This window comes from Ignatzschineria rhizosphaerae (assembly GCF_022655595.1).
Lineage (GTDB): Bacteria > Pseudomonadota > Gammaproteobacteria > Cardiobacteriales > Wohlfahrtiimonadaceae > Ignatzschineria > Ignatzschineria rhizosphaerae.
Genome location: NZ_CP093379.1, coordinates 2,679,315 through 2,704,087, shown reverse-complemented (window position 1 = coordinate 2,704,087; position 24,773 = coordinate 2,679,315). Strand labels below are relative to the sequence as shown.

The following is a 24,773-nucleotide window of genomic DNA, read 5'->3' as shown; positions in this document are numbered from 1 at the left end:
TTAGATAAAAACTCCATAACTTGCCACTATGTAATTATTTATAATAATATACAATCATCAATAAATTAACTTCTAAAACAATAAAGTTTGATAATCAATATCAAAAAGCACGTTATTAATATCAATACTTCTATAATTGATGAGATAAAACGAGATAATTGCCAAATAATCACGGCATCTCCCTTTTGTCACATCAAAAGGATAGGTTTTTTCTTTTCATGTAGGGTATCTCAAGCGATACTTAAAGGATAAAGGCGTAATGTGACAACAGGAATCTTCATTATGGCGGCGGGACTTAGCACTCGTTTTAAAAGGATTAGTCACGGACAACACAAATTACTCGCAAAATGTGAAAATAGCCCATTATCAGTGTTAGAAACCACTACGAAAACGGTACAAAAAGCCTTTCAAAACAGCCCTATTTTTATCTTAACCAATGAGCAAGAAACGGCCGTTACCGCACATGCCCATCAATTAAACAAGCATGTAATGCCGCTTAAAAGCGATGGATTAAGTACCTCTATTGCCGCTGGTATTGATGCTTTACAGCAACTCACACCTCATCAAAGGCTCAAACATCTTTTTATCTTGCCGGCAGATCTTCCTTTCATCCAGCGAGAAACATTAATGTTATTACAAGGGCGCTTTGAAAAATCAGATAAAAAAATTATTAGACCCACCTTTCAAGGATTATCAGGTCATCCTGTGGGCTTTCACCATTCACTCTTTCCAGAGCTACAAGCGCTATCGGGTGATTTTGGCGCAAAGATATTGTTACAAAAACATACAAGCGAAAAAGTCCCTGTACTAGATCCTGGCATCTTATGGGATATTGATGTACCTGAAGATTTTGCCACACATCCAGGAACTTTAGCATGGTGCGCATTAAACGCCGAATATCTCAAAAATCGCGCATAATCCCCTATTTTTAAGGGATACTTGATTCCTCTTTCTCTCTATTTTTCTATTTTCAATAAAGGCCTCTCTTTCCTGTGAAAACCTTAGATCTTCTAGTCATTGATACTGCGCTAATGTGGGTACAAGAACATCGTGAAATATGGCTCTGCACGGTATTGCATACTTATGGCTCAGCGCCACGCTCTCCTGGCGCACTCTTTGCGGCAACCGATCAAGGTCACTATGTGGGATCCCTTTCTGGGGGATGTATTGAGGAAGACTTCTTACAAAAACTCCAAGAAAAATTCTTCCTTAAAGAGAGCGAGGTTATTACCTATGGCGAGCAGAGCGAGCTATTTCGTCCCACAACAAAACTTCCTTGCGGAGGAACCATTGATGTTTTAGTGGAATACCTTTCCCCTTCAAGTGAAACTGATCACTATCTTAAAATGATGCAAGCCGCGATCAGTGGTAAAACAGAGAAGCTAAAGATCGTTAACCTTGGGGATAAAGCATATTTGGAAGATCTCCCCGAAAAACAACAAGGCAATATTGTCTATAATGAGACACATATTGAGATACGCTTACAAAGCTTTACCACACTCTTTATTGCGGGTATCTCGGCCGTTGCGCTCTATTGCATTGATTTTGCGTTAAGTTTAGGGTTTTCCGTGGTGGTCGCAGATGATAGACCTGAAGAACTACGTCAACTTAAAGAGAGTCCATCCATTGATAAAATCACATTATTAGAGACTTTCCCCGCCCAATATCTTGAAACCAATGGCGCAACCTCGCAAACTGCGATTATCTCGCTGACTCATGATCCTCGTATTGATGATTTTACAATGATTGCAGCTCTTGAAACGCCGGCATTTTATATTGGCGCAATGGGATCCAAACGCAATAGTGAGCACCGCTTTGCTAGATTAAGAGAATGCACAGATTTCACACAAGAGACACTCTCTCGTATTAAAGCACCGATCGGTATTCCTATTGGCAGTAAAACACCTGCAGAGATTGCGCTTTCAATCATGGCCGATATTGTGCAGAGTAAAAATTTACAATCTTCCTAAATAGTCCCTAATTATAAGAGGAATTTAAGGATAGACTTAAAAATTATGGTGGCTGTAATCATTAAAAGTAAAACCGTACAGCATGTGCATCAAATCAGCTTCCATGATGCCGGATAGAACAACTCTTGCGCTACTCATAACCGATGCGCCGGCAATCTGATTTAGTGGCTTTTAAACCAATTTAACGATATCTCACTCTCTATAGCGCCATTACTTTAAAATTTTTTCAGCAAAAAATACCGAGCGGTTATTTCAACTAGGTATCATTATCCTCTTATAAGATCTCCAATGCTTATTAGAAAGGCATCTAAAGAAGTCCTTTAATCTTTTAGCTTCTCTGCCTTTTTTAACCACAAATTTTTACGTACGGCATCATAGATCCAATTAAAGATCACCGTGTAAGGTAAGAAAAAAAGTAGGATGCCGATATCCATCATTAACGCTTCAAGTAGTGTCATCTTTAACACCCAAGCAATTATCGGGACAGTAATAATAATCAAACCACCTTCAAAAACTCCGGCATGAATCATTCTGATAATAAAGCCTCGCTCTTTAATAAAACCTCTCGTAACCCTATCGAAAGCGGCGTTATAGATAAAATTCCAAATCACGGCAATCGTCGCGATAATGAGCGTCATCAACCCCATTTCAGAAGCCGAGCGATTGAGTAAAAAGGCAAATAGTGGTGCGCAGATGATAAGTGCAACTGTTTCAAATAAGATGGCATGAAAAGCACGCTCTTTAATAGAACGATTCGTCGCATCATAGTTTGATATAACTTGTGCGTTGATAGATGGGTTATTAGGGTAAATGTCCATTTTCATAGAAAACTCCATTAAAAAATCAAACAATAATATTTTGATCTTCCCCTTTTTATTTGCGCTCTAAAGTTGGATTGATATCTTTTTTTAGGCAAATAAAAAGGGAAGTCCGTAGTGTTAACGGGACTCCCCAGTAGATATTGATCTTCTCACATACCTTGAGTCTTTGCAACTACAATCTTTTCATATACTATTAGGATTACTCGCCTTTACCTGTAGATCGTAAATCTACAGTTTATGAGGGTATAATTGAGGGTACAGACAAATAAGGTTACTAAAATGGCTCGCAGACCTAGATCTTTAACTAATACTGAAATATTAAAAGCTAAGAAAAAGGATAAACTTTATCGCTTATATGATGGCGATGGGCTCTGCCTTAAAATTACATCTGCTGGTAATAAAATTTGGGAGTACAGATTTAAAAATCCTGATACTAAAAAGTCAGACACAATTATTATTGGAGACTTCCCACTAACAACATTAGCCGAAGCTAGAGAGAAGCATAGCGAGCTAAGAAAACTTGTGATGAGCAAACAAAACCCCAAAACAATCCACTCAGGGGTTAATTTTATAGAAGCCTTTCACAATTGGCATGATAAATGGAAAGAGGAAGTTGCGGAGAAAACGGCTAAAGAAGCCTTTCATTTAATAAGCACGTATGCTTTTAGAATGATCGGGAATATGCAAATTGATAACATCGAGACAAAAGATATAGATAGAGTCTTAATGAAAGTAGAAAGAAGCGGTAACCTTTCTTCTTTGCAGCGAGTAAAGTCTTATTTTAGTAGAGTTTTTCAAAATGCAGCTAAAAAAGGACAGGTAAAGTATGATCCAACCCACCTTATCTCATTATCATCTTATAAAAAACATGTAACAAAAAACCACAGATCACTCTCGATCTATGAGATTTACAAACTGGTCAACTACTTTAAACACTCTACAGCGCAAGGTGTTACAAAAAGAGCTCTTGAATTAATTTTTAGAAATATAGCTCGAGCGCAAGAGGTCACTAATCTTGAGTGGGATTATGTTAATGAGAATAGAGGTTATTTTGATCTACCTGCTTCGATAATAAAAACAAAGAAAGAACACATAGTCCCACTAACCAGACAAACTAGAAATATATTAAAACTACAGCAGAATGATAGCAATTTTATCTTCTCTACCAATTCGATAGATGGGCATATTTCCAGAAAAACACTCCTTAAAACTTTAGCGACGAATAATATTGATTCTTCCCTACATGGCATTAGACATTTAGCTTCAACCGTGCTGAATGAAGCTTCTTCTAATTATAGAAGAATGTTTGATTCTGATGCTATTGAGATGGCTCTCGCTCACTCAGATAAAGATAACGTGAGAGAAACATATAATAAAGCTGAATATCTCCCACAGAGAAGGATTATGATTCAGTGGTGGAGTGACTTTATTGACCTATGCACATCAAGAGAAAACAATGCTTTAGCGTTGATATGGGCTGGCATCGATGACGCTCACCCTGAGAATAACCTCAATGTACCTTTGTTAGATATTTTCCCACTACCTGATGGGTTTGATACAACTGAAAAACTATGGCTTAGCTTCAAAGTAATTAGCAGCAAGGAAGTAATAACTTTCAACGACGTCATCGTTGAGTTTGATAACCTAAATAAACCTCAGCTTCTTAATATTATTACTGAGAATATTAAAGGGCTATCCTCATTAGAGGATGCAAAAATATCCGACATCAATCTACATAAAGAAATGAAGGATTCCATACATGAGTTTAGTATTATGAATGAGTGCTTTATAGATGAAAATGGTTTTGTATTTGAAGCGCCAAACCCAACAAGCGGAAAAATAATCAGATTTGCATAAGGCATTATACAGCGACCTACTTTTGTAGTTTATACTTTTTACTGCAAATAAGAGTACTATATCCTCATTACATTTTGAGGATCTGCAATGTCTTTGCAATTTGATATAAATAGACTTAATCTTCGTGAACTTAATAATGGCTTTGCAAGCCTAAAACTCTGCTTTATAGTGAAAGGAAGAGAGGTTCAAGTCAATATAACCCTAGATCAAATTAAACAAAATAAAATAGAGCAAATTATCTATCAAAATACTGCATCTCTAGTTGTCTCAAATATTAGAGTAATGCAAAAATCACTAATAGATGGCTCATTTAAATATCACGAAATTTAGACGCAAAAAAGACCCCGAAATTAATCGGGGTTTTATTTTACTCTTCAGCCAACATCTCAGCTTCTTGCCTCGCTATTTCAGCTTCTAATACTTCAGGATCTTCATAAAATCTCAGTGACACGAAGCGCCCATCGTTAATATCAACGGGATCTCCATTTAATATTCCTCGCTTCTCACCAAACATGATATTGCCCTCTTCATCTTCGACAATCTTATAGATTTCTCTACGCTTATATGTGCGAATAATGACGTTATTATCTTCATCTTGAGACCATTCGATATTAAAAAGCACGTCACCGTTTTTATCTTTCGGCGTTTCGATATACCAGTCGCCATCATACTCGCCCTTTGCTAAGCCAAGCGTATTACTGATCTTGTAAATACCAGTATCTAGCTTTTCAAAGACCGGCTTTTCATCGCCAAAACCACTATGCTCGATTTTATTAGCGAAGAGTTTAACAATTGGGCTTGCTGCTTTGATGTTGCCGTTACTGTCTACGGTTGTGTTGGAAGTTGAATAGAATTCAGCCCATTCAGAAATAACGCCACTTCTAGAACTAATCATCGCTAAACGATTATCAGTACTTAAATGGAGAGATGACCAGTAAGAAGCACCCCAACCAGAAGAAATTAATGAATCCCCGGAGGCTTTCCAACTAGGAAAGCCTGTTGAACCTCCCGCTACTTTATAAAAGCCGTTAGGAAGCCTTTCTGAAATATCATATTCTATTGATAAATTAGGAGCATTACCTATAGTGCCAACGCCATAAGCTCCCTCTTTCATAAATTTACCGTTGCCGATGCTCTGAGTCTCATCTCTAAACTTATCACGCACAGCCTTCATCTCATCAAGCACTTCTGTCCATTGCGTCAAAATCGGATCTGCTACATGCGTATTATCTCCGTAGATCCAATCTGAGAGAGCTGTTGGAGGCGTTGAGCTTGTGATCTTTAGTTGAAGCCCTGCTCTGAGTGGTAAGACTTTTTGATCGCCTTTTACCGCAAACCATGAGACATTCCAATCACCGTTCGGAATGTCGAAATTAATCACGCCCTTTGCGCTTGTATCCCGAGTAATTCGCTCTCCGTTTTGCTTAACGAAGATAAAGCGGATTTGATGCTCTACGTTTGTAACTGTGTTGTTTTTTACTACTGTTATTTGACCTGTTTGTTTTGCCATTTTGTTTTCCTTTAGACATGAAAAAAGCCCGTAATTACGGGCTTAGTTAATTTAATTACTATTTACTCAATCACTTCAAACTCTACATCTACAACTCCCGACCTAATATCCACTAATTTAACGGCGTTACTTCTTGCAAATCCACCCGTGTATGAGGTCGGGGCTGACTGATAAATTTCAATTGAAAAAGTGACATTGGGGGGAATGTGAATAAAATCACCTTGCTTATAGATATCAATTCTTTCATCGCTTGATTCTACTAATACCTTTCTTGAGCTATTGCGGATCTCTGAAACTCTAAATGTATTACCAGCATGGAAAGATCCTTCCATTTGATTAATGAACCATGAAGATATTACTTGCAAGTTCCTTTCCCACGGCACAGGATCAAACCTTTTAATGAAAGTTCTACTACCCCACATCAGTAATGATGCATAACGAATGGCTGGGATATTAAGAACCTCCCCAACATTCCCTTCAATTTTATTAGCTAAAATCGTTCCTTCAAATCGACCATTTTTAGCGTAAAAATCGCCGTTCTCTTCAACACTAAAATTAGGTTTATTTTTAGTACCACCAATAGCGATACTTCCACCATAAAAATGACCAGCATTTATTTCAACACCAGTGATCGTATACCCCTCAAATGATTCTGCATTGAACTTTTTAGCGCTCACAGATCCATCAATAATAAAATCAGTAACATTAAGAGATGCAACATCTTGCCCATTCACTCTCTGAATAATGAAAAGGTTCTTCTCTTGATTGCCAGTGCTTACGATAAAGCTATCCGCTGCGACCTTAAATAAGCTTTCCTTACCATCTGAGCCAAGCATAATTCCACCAATAGCGCCATTAGCGTCAACTTTAAGCGTCCAAAGCGCATTAACCTTTCCATCTACTTTTGCTGTTGTAGTTTTGTTCTCTGTAATCTGCGCTTGATGATCATTCGTCTTGCTTTGCAATTGAGTGATCTGCTCGCTCATCGTTCCATCAAAATCAGCAAATGTATTACTAAGCTCTTCGATTAATGATGAGTTACCTGCAACGCTTACGCTAATCACTGAATATTGACTTGCTCTCGAATACCCCTCAGTCGTTAAACTGATATTCTCTAAAATCTGATCCGCTTCATTCTTATCAAATCTTGCACTAGTTTCTGATTTAAGCGTTGATATTGCTTTTTGGTCATTAACTTGGGTAGTTTTGATTTTATTGATTTCAGCTTCATTTTTACCGATTTTAGAGTTAGCGGAGTTGATTTCCTGAGTCAATGTCGCTTTATCAGTAGCTTGAGTTTGAGCATTGGCTTTGATCTGAGCTTCGTTGTTATTAACTTTCGATGTTAATGTTGTGTTGATTTCTGCTTGAGCCTCCTTAGCTTCTGCGATTACTCCTTTGGTCTCTTCGATATCAGCCTGAGCGCTGCCAACGTTTGCTTTTAACATCAAATCTTGCTGAGAGCGTGTAACGCCTTCCGTTGCTAATGAAATCAGCGACAAAGTAGCGTCTGCTTCATTCTCATTAAACTTAGCAGTTACTTGTTCTTCTAGTTCAGCTTGAGCCTTTTCATTGTCAGCGACAGTTACTTTAATCCCTTCAATCTCAGCTTTATTATTGCCCATTTCAGATCTTGCATCATTGATTTGCTTGGTTAAAGCTTTATTATCATCAACCTGTGTTTGAGCATTAATCTTGATTTGAGCAGAGTTTTTCGCTATCTCTGATTTGATATCAGTATTAATCTCCGCCTGAGCTTCTTTTTCCTTTGCGACAACCGTTTTAGTCTCTTCAATTTGAGCGTGAGCATCAGCAACATTTGCACTAAGCATTAGATCTTGTTGAGATCGAGTAAAGCCTTCGGTCGAAAGAGAGATTAGTGAGAGAGTTGCATCTGCTTCATTTTCATCGAATTTGGTTTTAACATCTTCTTTGAAAATAGCTTGTGACTGCTTTTCATCGACAACAACTTGCTCTACTCGTTTAATCTCGGCTTTATTGCTATTAATTGAAGCTTCTAATTGGGTATCTTTTTGCGCTAATGCTTCAGTCTTATCAACGATAACCGTATTCGTTTCTTTGATCTGAGCAAAAGCATCTGCAACATTTACTTCTAAAACTGCATCTTGAGATCTTCTTGTGTAGCCTTCATTCATTAATGAGATATCTTTCAAGACATCATCAGCATTGATTTTCTCAATATTGATATTAAGCTTTTCATTATCGAGCTCTAACTTGCCGATACTTTCATTAATGACTATTTCAGACTCTTTTATCGCATCGTCAATGTTTTTGTCGAATTGATCTTGTAGCTCTTTACTGATCTCTTTCTCTGAGATTTTACCGTCAAGATAGCTGAGAATATCGTCTGAATTATCGCTTGGCTTGCCTAAAATCGAATAGCTAAACTCACCATCATTGCCGGCACGATCCACCAATCTAAACCAAAAATAATAAGCGTCACCAACTGATAAGCCATTAAACGTGTAGTTACTTTGAGGATACGGGACAACCGCTAATCTCGTAGCAGTCATTCGATCATCTCTCTCTGAATGCCAAATCTCAGTTGAAGCATCAGACGTGATTAATGCCGGTAACTGCCATCTTAACTCAATGCCAAAGACGATTGGTTTTGCTCGCAATCCATCGATAATATAGGTCGTGCTAAACGCAATAACTAGCTCTTCACTATGTTGGCCACTGCTATTTACCGCTCGAATTTTTGCGATATATTCACCTTGTGGGAGATTTTCAAGACCTAAAGAAGTCTCTTTTGTCTCGAAAGTTTTATATAATGCTTTATCTTTGAAGAGCTGAATACGATAGGTATTCTCGGTGCCAATGACAGATAGCGAATCCCACTCTAAAATAATCGCTCGGCCATCATTATTCACAATGCCGTTAGATAGTCCTGGCACTGAATTAATAACCGTAGTCTTTGAAGGAATATACTCGGCTCCTCGATCTACAATTGCTTCTTTCTGAGGATTATGTTGAATCGCTGAAACGGTATAAGTACCATCATCGTTCTCTTCGATATTCGTACATCTGAATAATCTTGGCTCGACATCTTTCAAAATGGCGTTAAATGCAGCGCTCTCAATAATCTCAGGCGCTAAAGTTAACTCATATTCAGTCTCTGAAATTTGACGTTTAACATCAAAGTTTCGTGGGCCCGATTTAGTTTCAATTGAAAATTCAAGCGCATTATTCACTTCACGATCAAGCGTAATCACACTGCCGTTTATGGCTTTAATTCTACCACCTAGCATAGTGCCAATATGATCATTATCAACAATCTCAATGATGTCATAGATCTCGTGATAAATGCCGGAAGCACCGACTTTAAATGATACGACAACGGTTTCAGTTAATGATGTGATTAACGCCCACAAAGCAGCTCTTCTTGCATAGCTTAGCTTTGTTACGCCAAATGCCACAATTGAAAGCGTAATAACCCGCTCAACTAGCGCAATATTGGCATCATCTGATACCTCATCAATCGTTGTTTCGTAGCCATTCTCCGCATCAACCCACTGAACTTGTACTTGGTTATAGCGTTGTGAAAGCTCAGTTTCTGCATAATCAAAAAGCCCATCAACCACCATTGAGTTATTGTAGATCCTCACGACATCATGCGCACGATCAGTATAGAGCGTTAAATACTCACCGTTATAGCCGCAAACTGCACGAAATGATGAGCAGAGATTGTTAATTGCCGTATACGCATCTTCGCCATAAAAAACAGCATTACAGACAAATCTAGGCTCCTTACCGCCATTCCCATCATCGACTAACTCATCACAGTATTTTGCAACACTATAGAAGTTATCAATATCGATCTTAATACCCTTATTGAGCGCATTAAAACCATCAACTTCATCCGTTAAAAGATCGTAGAGAATCCATACAGGGTTATTCGTCCATGCTGGCTTAAATAAGCGATCCCAAAGACCGGTATAAGTGCGAGTGACTGGATCATAATTACTTGGAACCTGAACAATACAACCCTTGATACCATAGGTTCTCTCGGGAATACCATCGCCAAACTGCTCAGAATCAATCTCAAGTCCCACAACTGCCGATAATGGATAGCGCATCTTCGCATCAATCGATTCAACGTAGCTAAAGAAGTAAGTATCGTTTCTCAGCATATCATCGTTAGAATCTGCCATTTCACGAACACAACGAATCTCAAATGGCGCTTCTGGCAGATCATCAAAGACGATATCTTGGCGATAAGGCTTGTTACCCTTTTCATAGATCGAAAATAGCTTAGAGGTATGGATAACATTGTTCTTCACAAGTTGAACGTGCAACTCAGCGGTTGTGGGCCACTGGTCGCCCTCTAATGTTGACCACATCAAAACATCAACGCCTACCGTTACTCTTACGGATGTTGCTTGGCTATTGGTTACCGTTCTTGAGATTGGGCGATCTTTCTTAACTTGCGTTGCAACTTCTACCGCTTTATCTACTGAACCAAATGAAGGCATGTAATCTTGATCAACCGTTCCCCGATTGTATTCCGCTCTTACCCCACCAAAATTCAACGATCCATCAGCATTTTGAATCGGTGTACCATTAAGATAAATAGACTTTAAAGGCTCATCGTTGCCATGCTGAAAACCAAAAATCTCACCACTACTGATGAGATCTGTTACTTTTAATCGCTGTGCTGAATGAGCTGTATTCGCCCAAATTACAGGAGTTCTTGCGCCTCCTCCTGATTTTCCACCCATTTAGTTAACTCCATTGTGTTGTAATTGTTACTGCTGCTTCTCTCATGCTGTCGGACATTGGATCTAATCGATACGGATTGCCTTTAGGATCTTCTGCCGGCATTGGTAAGATCGGTTTCTTGCTATAAGTTGGCTCTTGGATATCGCCTTCACTGTTATTGTCTGCTCCATCAGGTCGATAAGACGATAAAGACTGAGAAGCGATAACACTTCCAACTCTGATTTCCCCGTATGCTCGTGGAATTTTCTTACCTTGGCCTACGATGTTTGAAAGATTGGTAAAGGCTGAGGATTTACTATCTTCAATTCCTTGATGATCTTGATTAAATTTCTTAGGCTTAATAAGCATCTGAGCGACTCCACCGAGCATTAACCCGATCCCCATAGGCATAAGAAATTCCATTCCTGGCAAAAAGCTCACGCCAGTTAATACAGCACCTAAAATAAATGTTCCAAACTTCCCCGACCCAGCAACTCTTGGCGAAACATGAATTACGCTTCCATCGCTGACATCTAAAATGCCGGTATATTCAGATTGAGTTACGACTTTGTCATCGACTTTAACGCGATAATATCCTTTGCGTAGATACTGCTTTAAGCCGTCAATTTGAATTGCAAGGGAGCGAATCGCCTCATTAGCTGTATTTGCATAAAGCGTAAACGTCTCGCCAAATTGCGCTAAATTCCCGTGAAATTGCACTGTTACTCTGTTCATAAGTTTGATGCCTCCAAATCATTTAAAACGGCCTGAATCATTTCGGGCTTAAAGTTCTTGTGTCGCCAAATTGAATGCGTTCTTTTGCGAATGATGTAGTTATACGGAATACGTCTTGATAGCTGATTAAATGCGTGATGAAGCACGGTTGTATCATCAACAAATAACGCTAAGTGATTACCTTCTTCTTGAGATGAAGTAACGATTACATCGCCCGATTGAATCTCTTTGACCTGTTTAAATCCGACTTTCTTTAAACGCTTGATGATGATTCCAGCATCAGCATCTTTTTGCATATCGCCTCGTCTTGCTCTGCCTAAGTTAATTCCCATCAAGCTAAAAGCATCTTCAATTAAAGTTCCGCAATCGCTCTTGCCATATTCAAACTCACGACCACGAAGTAGCGGAACGCATGGGTATTTATGGATCTTGTCATCATGAACAATCTGCCATTCAAGCCCTGTATTAATCTGCATTTTGCGATCCATTGGTGATAAAAATTGATTGCTATCCGGGTGCGAATGAACGATTGCCTCTACACCTTTCCAATCGTCTAATTCAAACTCGAAGAAGTCCTTTTTATCAGTGGCCACATTTTCTAAGGGCGTAAAAAAACCGGCTTTTATAATTCCGCCGGCTTCCTCATTTCCATGTTTTTTGCAGTGTTCTAATATTTGTTTTTCCATTGCTACCTTTTCCCTTAAGTTAATTTCTTGAGAAAATTAACCTTAAATATTTATCTAGCCACCTTATCAGCCATCGGAAACCCTCCAAACGGCAATTGTCCATTAATCCCAAATCTAGCCTGACACCCATATAAAGTCTTGGAGCATTGATCTTTATCCATCTCATGCGGATCTAATGCGTAACCGTCAATATCGGCAATAGCGTGACCGTCATAACCACAGCCGGTGCCACGATATTTAAAAGGGCAAATACTCGCTAAGATCGTGCGGTTGGGTAATGAAGCCCCGTCCGTTTCCGTTGGTAAAGCAAGCTCAAAGGTCGCTTGTAGCTTGTTGTATGATTCAGGTCTATTAATGATGTAGCTATCTGCAACGTACTCATTCGGATTAGCGGCTGGATTGCCCTCTTTAAAGTTCACAGCATCAAGATGATTCGCTCGCACTCGATAACGTGTGACCTTTGCACCGACTAAGCCGCTGTACATCACGATAGCACCCGTCATATAGCCGTCTACATTTCCGACTGTTAAGGTTGGGCGATTGCTTTGTCCTGCACTTCGCTTTGATGCACCCTCGAAATTAATAGGGATAGGAATAAAGATTTTACCTCGCCAAACTACCGGCTCTTTTAATTCATTAACTTCATTACAAAACAGCCAAATACCATTTGTTGATCCGCTGATCTTGCTGATATCTAATTCAAATAATTCAACTTCTACTGGCAACTCAGCTTTGTTTAAATCTGATTTCGTTTCTTCGCTAATCATCTAAATACCTCTTTCATTTCTATTGTAAGCTTTTCTGTTGTTAATGACTCTTTCGGTGCTTCACTGAAACGCACCGTTGCCTTATGCCCTTTTATATCCAGCAAAAAAGCCTTTGATTTTCCATGACGCATAAAAAAAGCCAACACTTGGTCGGCATCTTCTGAATAGGTAAAGTTTTTAAAGGTTCGCCTTTTGGCATTTAATCCATCAGGGGATACTTGCTCATACCCATCTCCAAAACTCACTTCTTTCACTGCTTCATCATATTCAATCTCAGGCTCAGGATCTCTAAGCGGACACCATCTAAATACTTCCATTTACTCTCCTTTCTAGCTTTGATTATCGTCGAGGACCAATCATTCCCCCATCTCGAACCTCATCTTTTAAAAGCTTTTTAAATTCAGTCTTATAACTCTCTGCAAACTCTTTAGCAGCTTTTCTCGCATCCTCTTTCCCATCACCGCTACTTTGATAATGAATAGTTTGATGAACAACAACATCTCCGCTTGGCTGTGATTGCTGTTGAGGTGTAGAGTGATTTGCCGGCATATATCCCATCATTGCCATTTGCGTTGATGATCTGCCAACATGACCGCCATTTGCAAAGCCTCGTCCGCTTTTCGCTAAATCATGAAGCTGTTCAAAATACCCAACTCCAAGATTATTAACGGCCGCTTTACTCATGACATATTCGCCACCGTGAACGATCCCTTTAGGCTCAAACTTTCCGCCCATTCCTGTGAATCCTCCGCCTGAGAAGTCAATTACTCGACCGCCTGTTGCGTATTCAGGAATAAGTCCGCCTGTCCATGCTTGATAAGGAATACCTGGACTAATTGGGACACTTCCACCACCTGAGAATAAGCCTAAGCCAGATAACCATCCTTGCATGCCTGTAACCGCCTGCATCATAGCTATACGAATCATAATCTGCGATAAATCTTGCAGAATCGAAGTCGTCATATCTCTAAAGTTAAGCTTTCCAGTATGCGCAAAATCAACGAGGAAGCCTTCAATATTTCCAAATACCGACTGCGTAGCATCAGCGAATGAATCTCTCATTGTGCCGATATTGTCGATGTATTGTTGGAAGCCACTTTCGATACCTTTCCCGATACTATTCTCGTCATGCTCACGGTTCATTTCAATTAAGCCGTAACGCTCTTTTAGTGCCTCAATCTCTCTATTCAGGACTGCGATATTATCCTCTGTCATGCCGATTGAGATCAAGCGTGCTTCATTGTCTAAATCTCTAAAAAACGTAAGTCTTTCAATCTCTTTTTGGCTCTTGCCATATAAGCTAATTTCAAACTCTAGATCATCAAGGTCTTGAGTAGTATCACGCCCTAATTCTAAAATCGCATTGATTTGCTTCTGTGAATCTAGCTCTTGAGCTTTATAGAGCAGTAATTCTCTTTGTGAAGCCGTGATATTCGCCAATACGCCTTTAGTATCGTTTAACTGCATAGTCATTTCAGAAAATGCCGTGTATTGACTAAGATCGCCAAAAAGAGTTAGATCTTGTGTTAATGCTTTAGTTGAGATTAGCTCATCATTGAGAGATTTAAGGGTATCATCAAAGTAGTTTAGGCTTGTTTTTCCGCCAACATTTGGAGCATTTCCGATAGCCGTCAACCAAAATTCAAGTTCCTTTAGCTGCTCAGGATCAATACCTAAATCAACTGCTCTTGCTATCAATTTCGCTCGAGTGATCTCCTGCACGCTTTTGCCTATATTGTCATATTGCTCTTCTACGTCTGAAAGTATTTTTGTAAGCTCTTCATCGTTTGCCTTCATGAGTTGTTGCTGATCAATTATCTTCGCCCAATTTAAAAATACCTGATATGTACTCTCATCCATATCATCTAAATTACCAACAGCCCTCTCAAAAGCTAACTGAGCCTCAACCCCATTATTATTAATCTCATACATTTTCTTAGCCATGGAAGAGTAAAGATCTAAAGACTTTCCTGCTAAGTTTAATCCCTCATTAGCATTTTTCGCCAGTCTAGCCCAAGCCCCCATCTCAATGATTTGCCCTCCTGCCGTTTTAGCTCTTTCCTGAATTAATTCCAAAGTATCCGATACAATTTTTAAGGCATCATCTGTATAAGTTGCTTCCTCTTTAAGTAGTGCTAACCTTTTTTGATCTCTCGCAATCAAATTGTTTGTGCTGGCATCTTCAACTCCTCTAGCAGCATATAATCTCTGCCTTCTATAAAAACCCTCTAATTGCGACTCAATAGCATCAATATCAGACTCTAACCCTCTCCTCTTTTCTGACAAATCTAAAAACATGTCGGAATATTTTATTTGAGCACCTTCGACCTTTTCTTTATTCATCGTTTTCAAGCGCTCAGTTAGATCCATTACCTCTTGCTCCAATTGACCTACTTCTGATTTTGCATCTCTAGTGCTATTTGCAAATAACATCCAACCTCCTGTAGCTATTGTCACTGCAGTTGTCAACGCTCCAACCGGTCCTCCTAAAAATGCAATTGTTGAAGATAATCCTTGAGCAGCAACAGATGTTGCTACCATTGATCTAGCAGCCACTCGAGAAGCCCCTGTTAATTCTGCTAACTTCACTTGATACCTACTAGCTTCGAATGCTGATTTTCTAAATGAATTTGCAGTAGTAATCAACCCTGAAGTCATTCTCCCTGTTACCACTGATGCAGCCACTAAGACTGGAATTAAAGCATACTCCAAATTATCAGCAATACCGATAACTGTTGATGCAAATAGAGAAGTAACCCCTAGGCTTTCGTTAATATTTCCCCATAAGTGACTAAACTCATTATTCAACTTAACAAAGGAATCCCCAACTGTATTTGCCATTGAATCTGCGGCAACCTTATTTTCATTTAACGATCTTAGAAGTCCTTCGTTAATCATTTGAACAGTCAGAAGCCCATCATGCCCCATTTTATCTATTTCTTGTGCAGTCTTACCATAAACATCTCCTATATTTTTCGCCACAGTCTCAACTGCACCTGAAAATACACGCCACTGCTCGCCATTCATTACCCCCTTACTCAGAGCTTTATCATATTGAATAATCGCAGATTCGGCTCTTTGGGCTGACGTAGCATTACGGACAAAGGCAAAGCTGAGACTGTCTGTAATATCTAAAGCTTGTCCTAGAGAATACCCCATCGACCTCAAGTTTCCAGATGTAGCAATAAACATCTCTTGAGCTTCAGCTAAAGATCTGAATGAAGTATTTGCAGATTGCAGTAATCTCTGCTGAACGAAATTAAATTCTCCCAAGCTATCTGTCGCCATCCTCACCCGCTCACTCATTGCTCTGTAATTATCGCCAATATCAAGCAAGCTCCGTGTAACTTGAAGTGTTACTAGTCCTTTTATAGCCTTCTCTGCCAACCCCAAATACTGCTCTGCATCTCTTGCTTTTCTACCTGTCTTCTCCAAAGAGTTCCCAAGATCATCTACTTTTCCACTAGCACTCCCTGATTTTCTTTCTAGCTTATCAGCAGTATTAGCAACTTTATTTAAAGCATCTTCAGCCCTATCCGCCCCAACAGCACTAACCCTGATGTACATACCTAAATCAGCCATTTATCTCTCCTTATTAACTTATTTTCACTATAAAAAAGCCTGCATAAGCAGGCATAAAATAACTTCCATCACAATATAAAATTTTTGATACTACAAACTATCAGCAACTTATGTAATCATATGTATCTTGTTCACCAGTAATCTTTACTCCGAGGTCTATATATGAATCCTAATATGTTTTGGGGGTTGCTTGTTTTAGCTATCCCTGCTCTCTATGCTCTTACTCTCCTTTTAAAAATGTGGGGCGAAACCCAAAAAGAGATCGACAAAAGTAAAGATACCTTAATACTAAAATCCATAAATAATCTTGATAGTTTCACTGCTACTGGCTACTATCTCGCTCCACGCCTAAAAACAGGTATAGCTATTGATGAAGATAGAAAGAAAATATGCCTAATACAAAGCCAACACCCCTTCAATTTAACAATGATTAGCTTTCAGGATGTGCTCTTAGTTGAATTAATTGAAGATGGAGTTTCTATTACTAAAACATCTAGAACTAGCCAAATAGGTGGTGCTTTATTAGGCTCAATTCTTTTAGGCGGAGTAGGAGCTGTTATAGGTGGGCTTTCTGGCTCTAAAAAAACATCAACTAATGCTAATAGCATTATTCTTCGTGTCGTTGTCAACAGTACCGTCAACCCTGATCACATCATTCACTTTTTAGATCAAGAAGTTGAAAAGAATGACGAAATCTATCAAGAAGCAATAAGCTCTGCTAGAAAATGGGAAAGCACACTAAATGTAATCATCCATCAAGCAGATATGATTGATAAAAAAAATGCCTCTCTTCCATTAGATCTATCAGATGAAGCCAACACTATCTCAAAATTGGAAAGACTCGCCAGTCTAAAAGATCGAGGTGTACTAACGGATGATGAGTTTCAAGCCGAGAAAATAAAAATCTTAAACCCCTAAAAACCCTCTTCTTTTGATTAGACTCTAAGTGAGGCGATCTAAATCTGACTCAACGCCACTAACCCCCACTGCTTGGACTTTAATAAGCATCCCTAAATCTGCCATATTTTCTCTTCCTATCTATTTTTGGACAATAAAAAAGCCCTAATTAAAGGGCATTTACATGATTTTCTTTTACGGTTTTGTGCTAGGGAAGGCTGTTAGCCTTCACAGTAAGTATTCCAAGCCTCAGCAAATTCCTTGCCACCCTGTGATTTTGTTGCGGCAATACTCCCTACAGCCAAAAATGGTTCATAGCCTGCATATCCCCCAAGCCTATTTTTTGCATTCACATAACCACAAACAGCTTTCACGCCTTCTCTATTTTTGTGAACATATATATCCTTGTACTCTGCTGATTTTGGGTCTACAAGGGTCTTCTGAATAGATTCTTTAGCCACCCTAATCCTAGCGATTTTGTCCATCTCTTCTTTAGACTCCTCGCTTTGACTGCATCCCACAACAAATAACGAAACCATAACCATTGCCAATAAACGCTTCATAATCTCTCCTAAAATTTGATCATTTAATCTTACCTCACTTTTCCCTTAGAAGCACAAATAGCCCCAGTTAAGGAGCTATTTTTAATTAATGATTAAATTTAGATTAGGCTTTTAACTATTCTTTAAAATATTTAAAAATGTTTCATTTCTTGCTACTGCATCGGTGAATATACTCTTGGACGAGATAAATGTTATGTGTGTTTTAGAGCCTGGTAAATACCCATAATACATACAACCATCATTGCTAAATACTTTCGTGAAAGTCCTATCCCTCATAACTAATTCTAGGTTTTCATCATTAGCATCGAAATCACAAATAATATAACAGTAGAAATTTCTTATATTATCCACCATATCCATAAGTGCCATTTTATACCGAACAGCCTGATCTATTCCTGATGCCTTCTCTAAATAGTTAATATCTCCTTTTTTGAATTCAATCAATACGACATCTTTAAATGAATCGCTTTTTTCAGGATTATTGTACAAAATAAATAAATCAGGGCGATCTCTTGGAGCTTTAGGGGCATTCTTGTCACCAACCTCATCATATATCCTTTTCATGGCGACATCTGACGCAGTGTAAACAAATGACATGAACTTATCATCTAGCAACCATATACTGTTCTCATATAACCCCATCTCATTCTTTTGCTTGCCTTCCTTGGATTTAGCTGTCGCTTTTTGTGGAAAGAATAAACTATGCAAGATATCTTCATTCTCTTTTGAACCTGTTAGCCCTAGTCCTTTTTTGGCCACTATATCTCTATGGAATATATATTTAGCCAATTCATGCTTATTCTGCTCCGTGACTTCACTAGCAAGCTGATCAATTGATATGTCAGCCCTATCAAGAAGCGCAACCAATCTATCTTCACTGTCATTAACTTTTTTTCTGTAATCTTCAATTATTCTTTTTTCATCAAAAAATAAACTACTTGGGTCAATATCATCAAAGTTAATATACCCGTACCGCTCTTTGAGTTTACTTAGCTTTGTTTTATTTTCCTTTCCTAGATCAGGCTCATGCTGGTGAACTATTTCCAAACATAGCTTTTTAAGCTCATCTTTAAATCCTTTATTGGGAGCAAGTAATATTGCATCCTCCTGCTCTGAATCATCAAAATCTCTAAAATCAAATCTAGTTCTTTCTGCGTTAGCATTCTCATCTAAGAATTCAGATGTGATCGCAAATATATACTGCGTTTTAAAGTCTTTGCTTACTACATCTGAGTCAACTTGAAGGTTGTTGGCGCAATAAGATATAGCTATTCCGTTCTTGCTCTTATTTCTAAATACATAAATAAGAAAATTACAAGATCCACTCTCATACTGCCTGCTCTCTAAATAGTTGATATCCTCGCTATTTATACTCTCAAATTTAGAGTTATTAACAAAAACATTGATCGATATATTTTTCCCAGTATCTTGCTGCTTTAAAAAAAGCATCAGGTTGAACTTCTCTTTCAAAAAAGAAACACACGATGCTGGCTGTGTGCCATATCGTCTTAAATTTAAATCGCTCAAGACGATTTGCGTATAAGTATCTTTATTTCTGCAATCAGATGTTATTACATCCTCTCTTTTAGCATCAAATGAGAAAGGGAATTTAACTAACTTCCCTTCTTTTGAGACGCTCTCAACTTCAATTCTATTAGCTATCTTCAAGAAAGAGATCCGACCAATTCCCTTCCCTCCAATCCCCGCTTTATTATCAGTAGCAACTTCAAAAAAAGCATCGGTATTTCTCTTTGTAAGCCCATCACCATTATCTCTGATGGATATCTTATTTAAGCGCCCCATACCTGAAGCTTCACCATCAATAGTACTGTCATACTGATACCCCAGAGTAATATCAATCTGAGTCGCATTTGCCTGTATAGAATTCATTACAGACTCTTTTAAAACATCATTAACTGTAACGTTTTTATACAGATATCCTGAGATTCTAGGTAGATTTGTTTTCATTGAATTGAGGCCTTGATCACTTAAAGTTGCTTTCATGTTACCTCTAATTAAATTAAACGACAAATAGCCCTTAAATCAGGGCTATCCATATATTTACTGTTAATACTTAAATCAGACTTTTGACTTCCGATACAGCTTTGGAAATCTCGTTCATTTCTGATTTAATCTTCAAGAACGAATCCTCACTAAGAGTTATCCGACCATCCATATTCTTAATTCTTTCCGTATCCCAACTAGTGCAGATTTTGCGCCAGTTCAAACCACTGATAAATAGAGCCTCAAGAGGTCGGTCGGGATCACGACTAACGTCAACGCATTTTTGCGCTTACGGGATAAATGACGGCTTATCGGGCAATTGCTCAGCTTCAAATCTGACTGCACAAACTGGTGCAGTCCTCCACGGTCTTTTTAATTGAGCTTTTCTTGTTAGTGGGTAACCTCAACCTCGATTGATTCAAGTTCCTCTACTTTTTTAGCGATTTCCTCTGCCAAAATAGACTCATATTGATTCCAAACTTTAGCGAAGTTAGCCTTATCTAGCACCTTTAAAGCCCGTAATAAGGCAAGCCCTTCCATGCTACTCCTTTCCCACTCGAATACTGCATCAGCATAGCCATCTTCCCACTCTTGACTCGTAGGCTCACCGCCACTTAAAAAAATCTCATGAAGCCTTTTTACACCGGCATTTTCTCTTGGCTCATTCATTAACTCTAGATTTATATCTTTCATTTTAATACCTCAATCAATTAGTGGATTTTCTTGTTATCAGTAGATTTATAATCAATATCGCCCTGCATCAGGCTTATGAGGTCTTCTATTTTGGCTCTAAGGATAGGTTTCTCTACTTTACGTTCTTGCATCAATGTTCCGCCAAGACTCCCTTTAGCCGCTGAAACATCTTCTTCCTGCATAGCTGCAAATAGACGATCTTGTAAGCTGGCTTGGGTTTTGATGTGTTCATACATAACATTGAAGGCATTAATGTAATCAATTTTAAATTCCATTGCCTTTTTGCCGGTATACCCCATAACTAGAAGTATCATCGCATCTTTTGTTAAGAGATATTTAGGCTGAACTTTCCCTTGGGAATCCAAATATGAGCTCTCCTCAAAAGTGGGGAGACCTTTTAATCCAGCGTTATTTTTAAGTAGCTTGGAAATACTCCGCAAAACATAGTCATGCCTCTTTTCAAATCTCCTTGCTATAAGCAAGCTATCCGTCATAACCTCTTTATCACTGATAAAAACTAAATCTAATTCCGCTACTTCATTTGTCTGATTTGCTACATTTTCATTTAACATATATAATTTCCTTATTCATATTTAAATTAAAACCCCTGATCGATATCGCTCGAAAAGGGGTTTATTTTTTGCATTAAAAAAGCTGTTACTTCATCAGCCAGAACATCAAGCCGATACAAATACAACTCAATAAAAAAGCGAGCCCAATGCCCGCCATCGTAAAAAATATTGTTTTAGCTTTTTTCTTATCTGCTTCTGATGCCTTTTGGTTGATCTTTACTGACACCTTCATTTCATAGCCCAGATTAATATCTCAGTACCAACAAGAGCTAAGAACAGAGCGATCCCTATGTTTAGGATCATCGCAACCCTGTAAGCACCTTTTTCGCTCATCTTACCTTCGATTTTCACTTGCATACTTACCCTCTAAAGAAATACATCAGGGTGAATAGTACTGGCGTGATCCCAAAGCAAATAAACATAATTGAGGCTCCTATACTTTTGATCAAAATAGCTCTTCCTGCTGCTTTCTCAGAAGCCTTACCTTCAAGTGAAGTTTTCATACTCACTCCCATTTCTAGACTTTTGCCTAGTTTCTTCATATAATCATTCATAGATTTGATTGATTTCCTTTTCACATAGTCAATCAAAAGGCGTTGAGTGTTTGCCGCACTACAACGCTTTTTTTATGTATTAAAAAAGGGACTCCGAAGAATCCCTTATTTTTCTGATATCGCCTCAAGATAAAGCGAGTCGAGTATCTTTAAAGCCTGAATGTCATCTCTGGTTGCTTCAATGCTCATTACTCGAAAGTAGGCATCTATTGAGTCATACGAGATTGGATTAACTCCAAATCCTCCACTGCTCCGAGCCTGATTTAAGTCGATAAACCATGCCCATACATGCTGATAGTAAAGAGGAATTTCAGGAATATCTATTAGATCCCCTATATCGCTATCAACCTGCTTGGCAGTAGCTGAAACCTGCTGAAAGAGAGTTTCTTTACTCTCCCCAACAGGTCTAAAATAGAACTCTATGCAGTCTTTTGCTCTGTCTCTGAGCTCTTGTAAAAAAAATTATCATCTTGTGCCTTAACTGCAATTTGGCTTCTGATAAACGGGAAATTCTCCAAGAGCAGCTTAATATTCTCACGAGTAGAGACGATTTTATTCCCATCAGACAACTCAAAACCGATCGTGTTATCTGCTTCTTCGATAGTAAACCCATCAATACTATCGACAATCTCACATGCTATTTCGATATCATTATCTACCGCCGCTCCTACCCCTTGAGCTTTCACTTGATTATTTAGCTTTGCAATCTCGTCAATCTTGGTTTGCACAGCTTTAGACTTCAGAGATCGGATATAAATAACCCCACCGCTTTTTGCTCCTGTTGGGTATAACACCTCCATCTTTTGCGATTTTTCAAACTTGTCTTTACTGTAATTCATTAAATTCATTTTCTTACTCTCCTAAACTTGCTGGAATTGTGATTTGTTCTGGCCCTTCGTTGATAACGAGGCTCATGCTTGCTGTGACGATTCCCTTAAGTTGAAGCCCAAAGTTATGCGAATCTACATAAGCAATAAATTCTTCGCCACCACCTTCATTAGACTCCCATCGCATATAGCGGTTATCTCCTAGTTCTGCTGCCTTTCGAACTGCCACATAGGCGCTATCCTCATCTGAGGAGTAAAGCATCGGGAGAGTTCCCGTACTCTCACCAGGAAAGCCTTTTTTAGATTTTGGGCTGCCATCACAAATTGTGGTTTCATCTGACTTATCAGCTGCCGCTACCTGAATATCTAATCCAGTCGCTCCGCATGCGATTTGGATAAGCTCTGAATCTTCCGGTTTATCTGCTAGATTATTGCAAGTGGTTTTACTGATAAACAGTTTTGATTTTGCTACTAAAGTTGAACTCATATTCACTCCTAAACTTTTCTATTAAACTTAAAATAAATTGATACTGCGGTCATATACTTACCGCTTGATTTAATACTTGGGGATACTTCAACTGGCTCGAATATCTCTGCACTTTTGATTTTGTCGCCAATGCTGAATAGACTTGAGAACTCTTCGACTAACCGATCAGATCGTCTCGCTGATTCGCCCTCTTTCATGTAGAAATTCACTTGAAAGATTGCTTGATGCTCTTGATGAGTCATCGTGACAACGTGAGGTTTAATCGGAAGCGTGGAGCACTCTAAATACTCGCCTTTGCCTTGATAAGGGACGTTTTCATAACTCACGCTAAGACTATGTTTCTTTGCAAAATCACGAACTTTGATCTCAAAAGCTTGCTTGATATCACTTAAACTCATTGATTACCTCTTGAATAGCTATACGAGCGAACCCTTTAGGTGCTTGCTTGGAATAACCGTCAAGAGTCTTAGGTGTCTCCCTCATTCGTCCAGTTTTCTCATCAACTAACGTTGTAAAAAGACCGTATTCCACAATCGTTGCATGAGCTGCACTTGATACGACTTGGAACGAGTAAGGGGTTTCTTCGATCAGACTCCAAGAGCCTTTTAACTCACCAGTATCAACAGGCACTTTCTGCTCGATCTTCGACTTTAAGAGTAAAGCCGCCTTTCTAACGTCACCCTCGACCTCTAAAAGAATTTCATTTTTTGCCGCTTCAATTTGCTCCTTAATTCCCATTAAACCCTCCTTACGTGAGCCTTATAGAGAACAATCGTTGATGCCGGCTGAATTGGATTAGGATTTTCAACTCTCCATTCTTCACCGTTAACAGTGACGATAGAGCCTTTCGCTAATTGCAAAGAAGGCATTGCCAAAAGGATCTTATCTCCTACCTCAATCAGATTGTTCTGATCGCTATCACGAAGATTAAAGTTAGTGATTACCGCAAACCCCTTCGTTTCGAGCTTTGTTGAGCTTGAGTCTATTTCAGGATCGTAATCGCCTTCAATCTCTAAAACAGCCGAACATTCAACGCCAAATTCAGGGATTGCATCATTAACAATTGTGAGTATTTCGTCATAATCAAAAGTCATCGGTACACCTTAAAGCTAATCCCACTCGATTGAGCAAGAAGCCCCTTTAGCATCTTAGTAATACGGTCAATGCCATCTGAATAAGCAGAACCACTATCAGGCGTGTAATTAATCTCGATCACATCGACTTTTACCCGATCTTTATCACGAGTTTTACCAATAACAAGCTCATTCATCGCCGCCACTTCACAAGTCGCATTAACGAGCTGATTTGGAACTTCTCCGCTTTCTTTTGCTTTGATGTTCAAATCATCTTTAAACTCGAAATTGATATCAATAAAGTCTGTTGCTGACACTAATCGTTGATTCTTCTGCTCATCACTAAGCATTGACCACATCAAAGCTGATTGACGCTTTTCGTGATACTCATTGGCACAATCAAGCGTTGCGTAACTATCCATACTTTCTCCTAAGAAAAAGGGGCTGTTACGC

25 protein-coding genes are annotated in these 24,773 nt (G+C 38.8%); 5 read left to right on the top strand and 20 right to left on the bottom strand.

What is annotated here, in order from left to right:
• The first annotated feature begins 261 nt into the window (after window positions 1–261).
• Window positions 262–918, top strand: coding sequence for a nucleotidyltransferase family protein (locus MMG00_RS12325; protein ID WP_242148788.1), 657 nt, complete (start codon window positions 262–264; stop codon window positions 916–918).
• A 74-nt stretch (window positions 919–992) separates the two neighbouring features.
• Entirely contained in the window at window positions 993–1,970 is a 978-nt protein-coding gene (locus MMG00_RS12320; RefSeq protein WP_242148786.1) for an XdhC family protein, read from the top strand.
• Between the two features lie 320 nt (window positions 1,971–2,290).
• On the opposite strand, the gene MMG00_RS12315 is transcribed toward MMG00_RS12320, so the two are convergent.
• On the bottom strand, window positions 2,291–2,794 hold the full coding sequence (locus MMG00_RS12315; protein ID WP_242148784.1) for a multidrug/biocide efflux PACE transporter: 504 nt from the start codon (window positions 2,792–2,794) through the stop codon (window positions 2,291–2,293).
• A gap of 276 nt (window positions 2,795–3,070) precedes the next feature.
• Here MMG00_RS12315 and MMG00_RS12310 point away from each other — a divergent pair, with 276 nt between their 5' ends.
• Window positions 3,071–4,648, top strand: coding sequence for a tyrosine-type recombinase/integrase (locus tag MMG00_RS12310; protein ID WP_242148782.1), 1,578 nt, complete (start codon window positions 3,071–3,073; stop codon window positions 4,646–4,648).
• An 87-nt stretch (window positions 4,649–4,735) separates the two neighbouring features.
• Window positions 4,736–4,978 carry a hypothetical protein gene (locus tag MMG00_RS12305; RefSeq protein WP_242148780.1) on the top strand — a complete coding sequence of 81 codons (243 nt, stop codon included), beginning with the start codon at window positions 4,736–4,738 and terminating at the stop codon, window positions 4,976–4,978.
• A 37-nt stretch (window positions 4,979–5,015) separates the two neighbouring features.
• On the opposite strand, the gene MMG00_RS12300 is transcribed toward MMG00_RS12305, so the two are convergent.
• From MMG00_RS12300 to MMG00_RS12270, 7 genes are all read right to left on the bottom strand, one after another.
• A complete protein-coding gene (locus MMG00_RS12300; protein WP_242148778.1) occupies window positions 5,016–6,158 on the bottom strand; it encodes a phage tail fiber protein in 1,143 nt (380 codons plus the stop codon).
• Between the two features lie 62 nt (window positions 6,159–6,220).
• Window positions 6,221–10,900, bottom strand: a complete 4,680-nt coding sequence (gpJ, locus tag MMG00_RS12295) for a TipJ family phage tail tip protein (RefSeq protein ID WP_242148775.1) — start codon at window positions 10,898–10,900, stop codon at window positions 6,221–6,223.
• A 4-nt stretch (window positions 10,901–10,904) separates the two neighbouring features.
• Window positions 10,905–11,615, bottom strand: a complete 711-nt coding sequence (locus tag MMG00_RS12290) for a tail assembly protein (protein ID WP_242148773.1) — start codon at window positions 11,613–11,615, stop codon at window positions 10,905–10,907.
• Window positions 11,612–12,301 carry an NlpC/P60 family protein gene (locus tag MMG00_RS12285; protein ID WP_242148771.1) on the bottom strand — a complete coding sequence of 230 codons (690 nt, stop codon included), beginning with the start codon at window positions 12,299–12,301 and terminating at the stop codon, window positions 11,612–11,614. Before MMG00_RS12285 ends, MMG00_RS12290 begins: the two co-directional genes overlap by 4 nt.
• 50 nt (window positions 12,302–12,351) lie before the next feature.
• On the bottom strand, window positions 12,352–13,026 hold the full coding sequence (locus tag MMG00_RS12280) for a phage minor tail protein L (protein WP_242148769.1): 675 nt from the start codon (window positions 13,024–13,026) through the stop codon (window positions 12,352–12,354).
• 38 nt (window positions 13,027–13,064) lie between these two features.
• A complete protein-coding gene (locus MMG00_RS12275; RefSeq protein ID WP_242148767.1) occupies window positions 13,065–13,385 on the bottom strand; it encodes a phage tail protein in 321 nt (106 codons plus the stop codon).
• 22 nt (window positions 13,386–13,407) lie between these two features.
• Window positions 13,408–16,650 carry a tape measure protein gene (locus MMG00_RS12270; protein WP_242148765.1) on the bottom strand — a complete coding sequence of 1,081 codons (3,243 nt, stop codon included), beginning with the start codon at window positions 16,648–16,650 and terminating at the stop codon, window positions 13,408–13,410.
• A gap of 162 nt (window positions 16,651–16,812) precedes the next feature.
• Between MMG00_RS12270 and MMG00_RS12265 the strand changes: the two genes are divergently transcribed.
• Entirely contained in the window at window positions 16,813–17,568 is a 756-nt protein-coding gene (locus MMG00_RS12265) for an SHOCT domain-containing protein (RefSeq protein ID WP_242148763.1), read from the top strand.
• 200 nt (window positions 17,569–17,768) lie between these two features.
• On the opposite strand, the gene MMG00_RS12260 is transcribed toward MMG00_RS12265, so the two are convergent.
• From MMG00_RS12260 to MMG00_RS12210, 12 genes are all read right to left on the bottom strand, one after another.
• Window positions 17,769–18,110 carry a hypothetical protein gene (locus tag MMG00_RS12260; protein WP_242148761.1) on the bottom strand — a complete coding sequence of 114 codons (342 nt, stop codon included), beginning with the start codon at window positions 18,108–18,110 and terminating at the stop codon, window positions 17,769–17,771.
• 111 nt (window positions 18,111–18,221) lie between these two features.
• Window positions 18,222–20,114 carry an ATP-binding protein gene (locus MMG00_RS12255; protein ID WP_242148758.1) on the bottom strand — a complete coding sequence of 631 codons (1,893 nt, stop codon included), beginning with the start codon at window positions 20,112–20,114 and terminating at the stop codon, window positions 18,222–18,224.
• Window positions 20,115–20,504: 390 nt separating this feature from the next.
• Window positions 20,505–20,807 (bottom strand): hypothetical protein, encoded by a 303-nt coding sequence (locus MMG00_RS12250; RefSeq protein ID WP_242148756.1) that lies wholly within the window; start codon window positions 20,805–20,807, stop codon window positions 20,505–20,507.
• A 17-nt stretch (window positions 20,808–20,824) separates the two neighbouring features.
• On the bottom strand, window positions 20,825–21,379 hold the full coding sequence (locus MMG00_RS12245; protein WP_242148753.1) for a Rha family transcriptional regulator: 555 nt from the start codon (window positions 21,377–21,379) through the stop codon (window positions 20,825–20,827).
• A 359-nt stretch (window positions 21,380–21,738) separates the two neighbouring features.
• Complete coding sequence (locus MMG00_RS12240) at window positions 21,739–21,933, bottom strand: hypothetical protein (RefSeq protein WP_242148751.1); 195 nt, start codon at window positions 21,931–21,933, stop codon at window positions 21,739–21,741.
• 105 nt (window positions 21,934–22,038) lie between these two features.
• Window positions 22,039–22,242, bottom strand: a complete 204-nt coding sequence (locus MMG00_RS14395; RefSeq protein WP_432805949.1) for a phage tail assembly chaperone — start codon at window positions 22,240–22,242, stop codon at window positions 22,039–22,041.
• A 110-nt stretch (window positions 22,243–22,352) separates the two neighbouring features.
• Window positions 22,353–22,781 carry a hypothetical protein gene (locus tag MMG00_RS12235; RefSeq protein ID WP_242148748.1) on the bottom strand — a complete coding sequence of 143 codons (429 nt, stop codon included), beginning with the start codon at window positions 22,779–22,781 and terminating at the stop codon, window positions 22,353–22,355.
• A 4-nt stretch (window positions 22,782–22,785) separates the two neighbouring features.
• Window positions 22,786–23,247: a hypothetical protein gene (locus tag MMG00_RS12230; RefSeq protein WP_242148746.1), complete on the bottom strand. Its 462-nt coding sequence runs from the start codon at window positions 23,245–23,247 to the stop codon at window positions 22,786–22,788.
• 8 nt (window positions 23,248–23,255) lie between these two features.
• Window positions 23,256–23,645 (bottom strand): phage tail terminator-like protein, encoded by a 390-nt coding sequence (locus MMG00_RS12225; protein ID WP_242148744.1) that lies wholly within the window; start codon window positions 23,643–23,645, stop codon window positions 23,256–23,258.
• Window positions 23,632–23,985, bottom strand: coding sequence for an HK97 gp10 family phage protein (locus MMG00_RS12220; protein ID WP_242148742.1), 354 nt, complete (start codon window positions 23,983–23,985; stop codon window positions 23,632–23,634). Before MMG00_RS12220 ends, MMG00_RS12225 begins: the two co-directional genes overlap by 14 nt.
• Window positions 23,985–24,341 carry a hypothetical protein gene (locus MMG00_RS12215; RefSeq protein WP_242148740.1) on the bottom strand — a complete coding sequence of 119 codons (357 nt, stop codon included), beginning with the start codon at window positions 24,339–24,341 and terminating at the stop codon, window positions 23,985–23,987. Before MMG00_RS12215 ends, MMG00_RS12220 begins: the two co-directional genes overlap by 1 nt.
• Window positions 24,338–24,742 carry a DnaT-like ssDNA-binding protein gene (locus tag MMG00_RS12210; protein WP_242148738.1) on the bottom strand — a complete coding sequence of 135 codons (405 nt, stop codon included), beginning with the start codon at window positions 24,740–24,742 and terminating at the stop codon, window positions 24,338–24,340. The genes MMG00_RS12215 and MMG00_RS12210 overlap by 4 nt, the downstream gene beginning before the upstream one ends.
• Window positions 24,743–24,773: the final 31 nt, after the last annotated feature.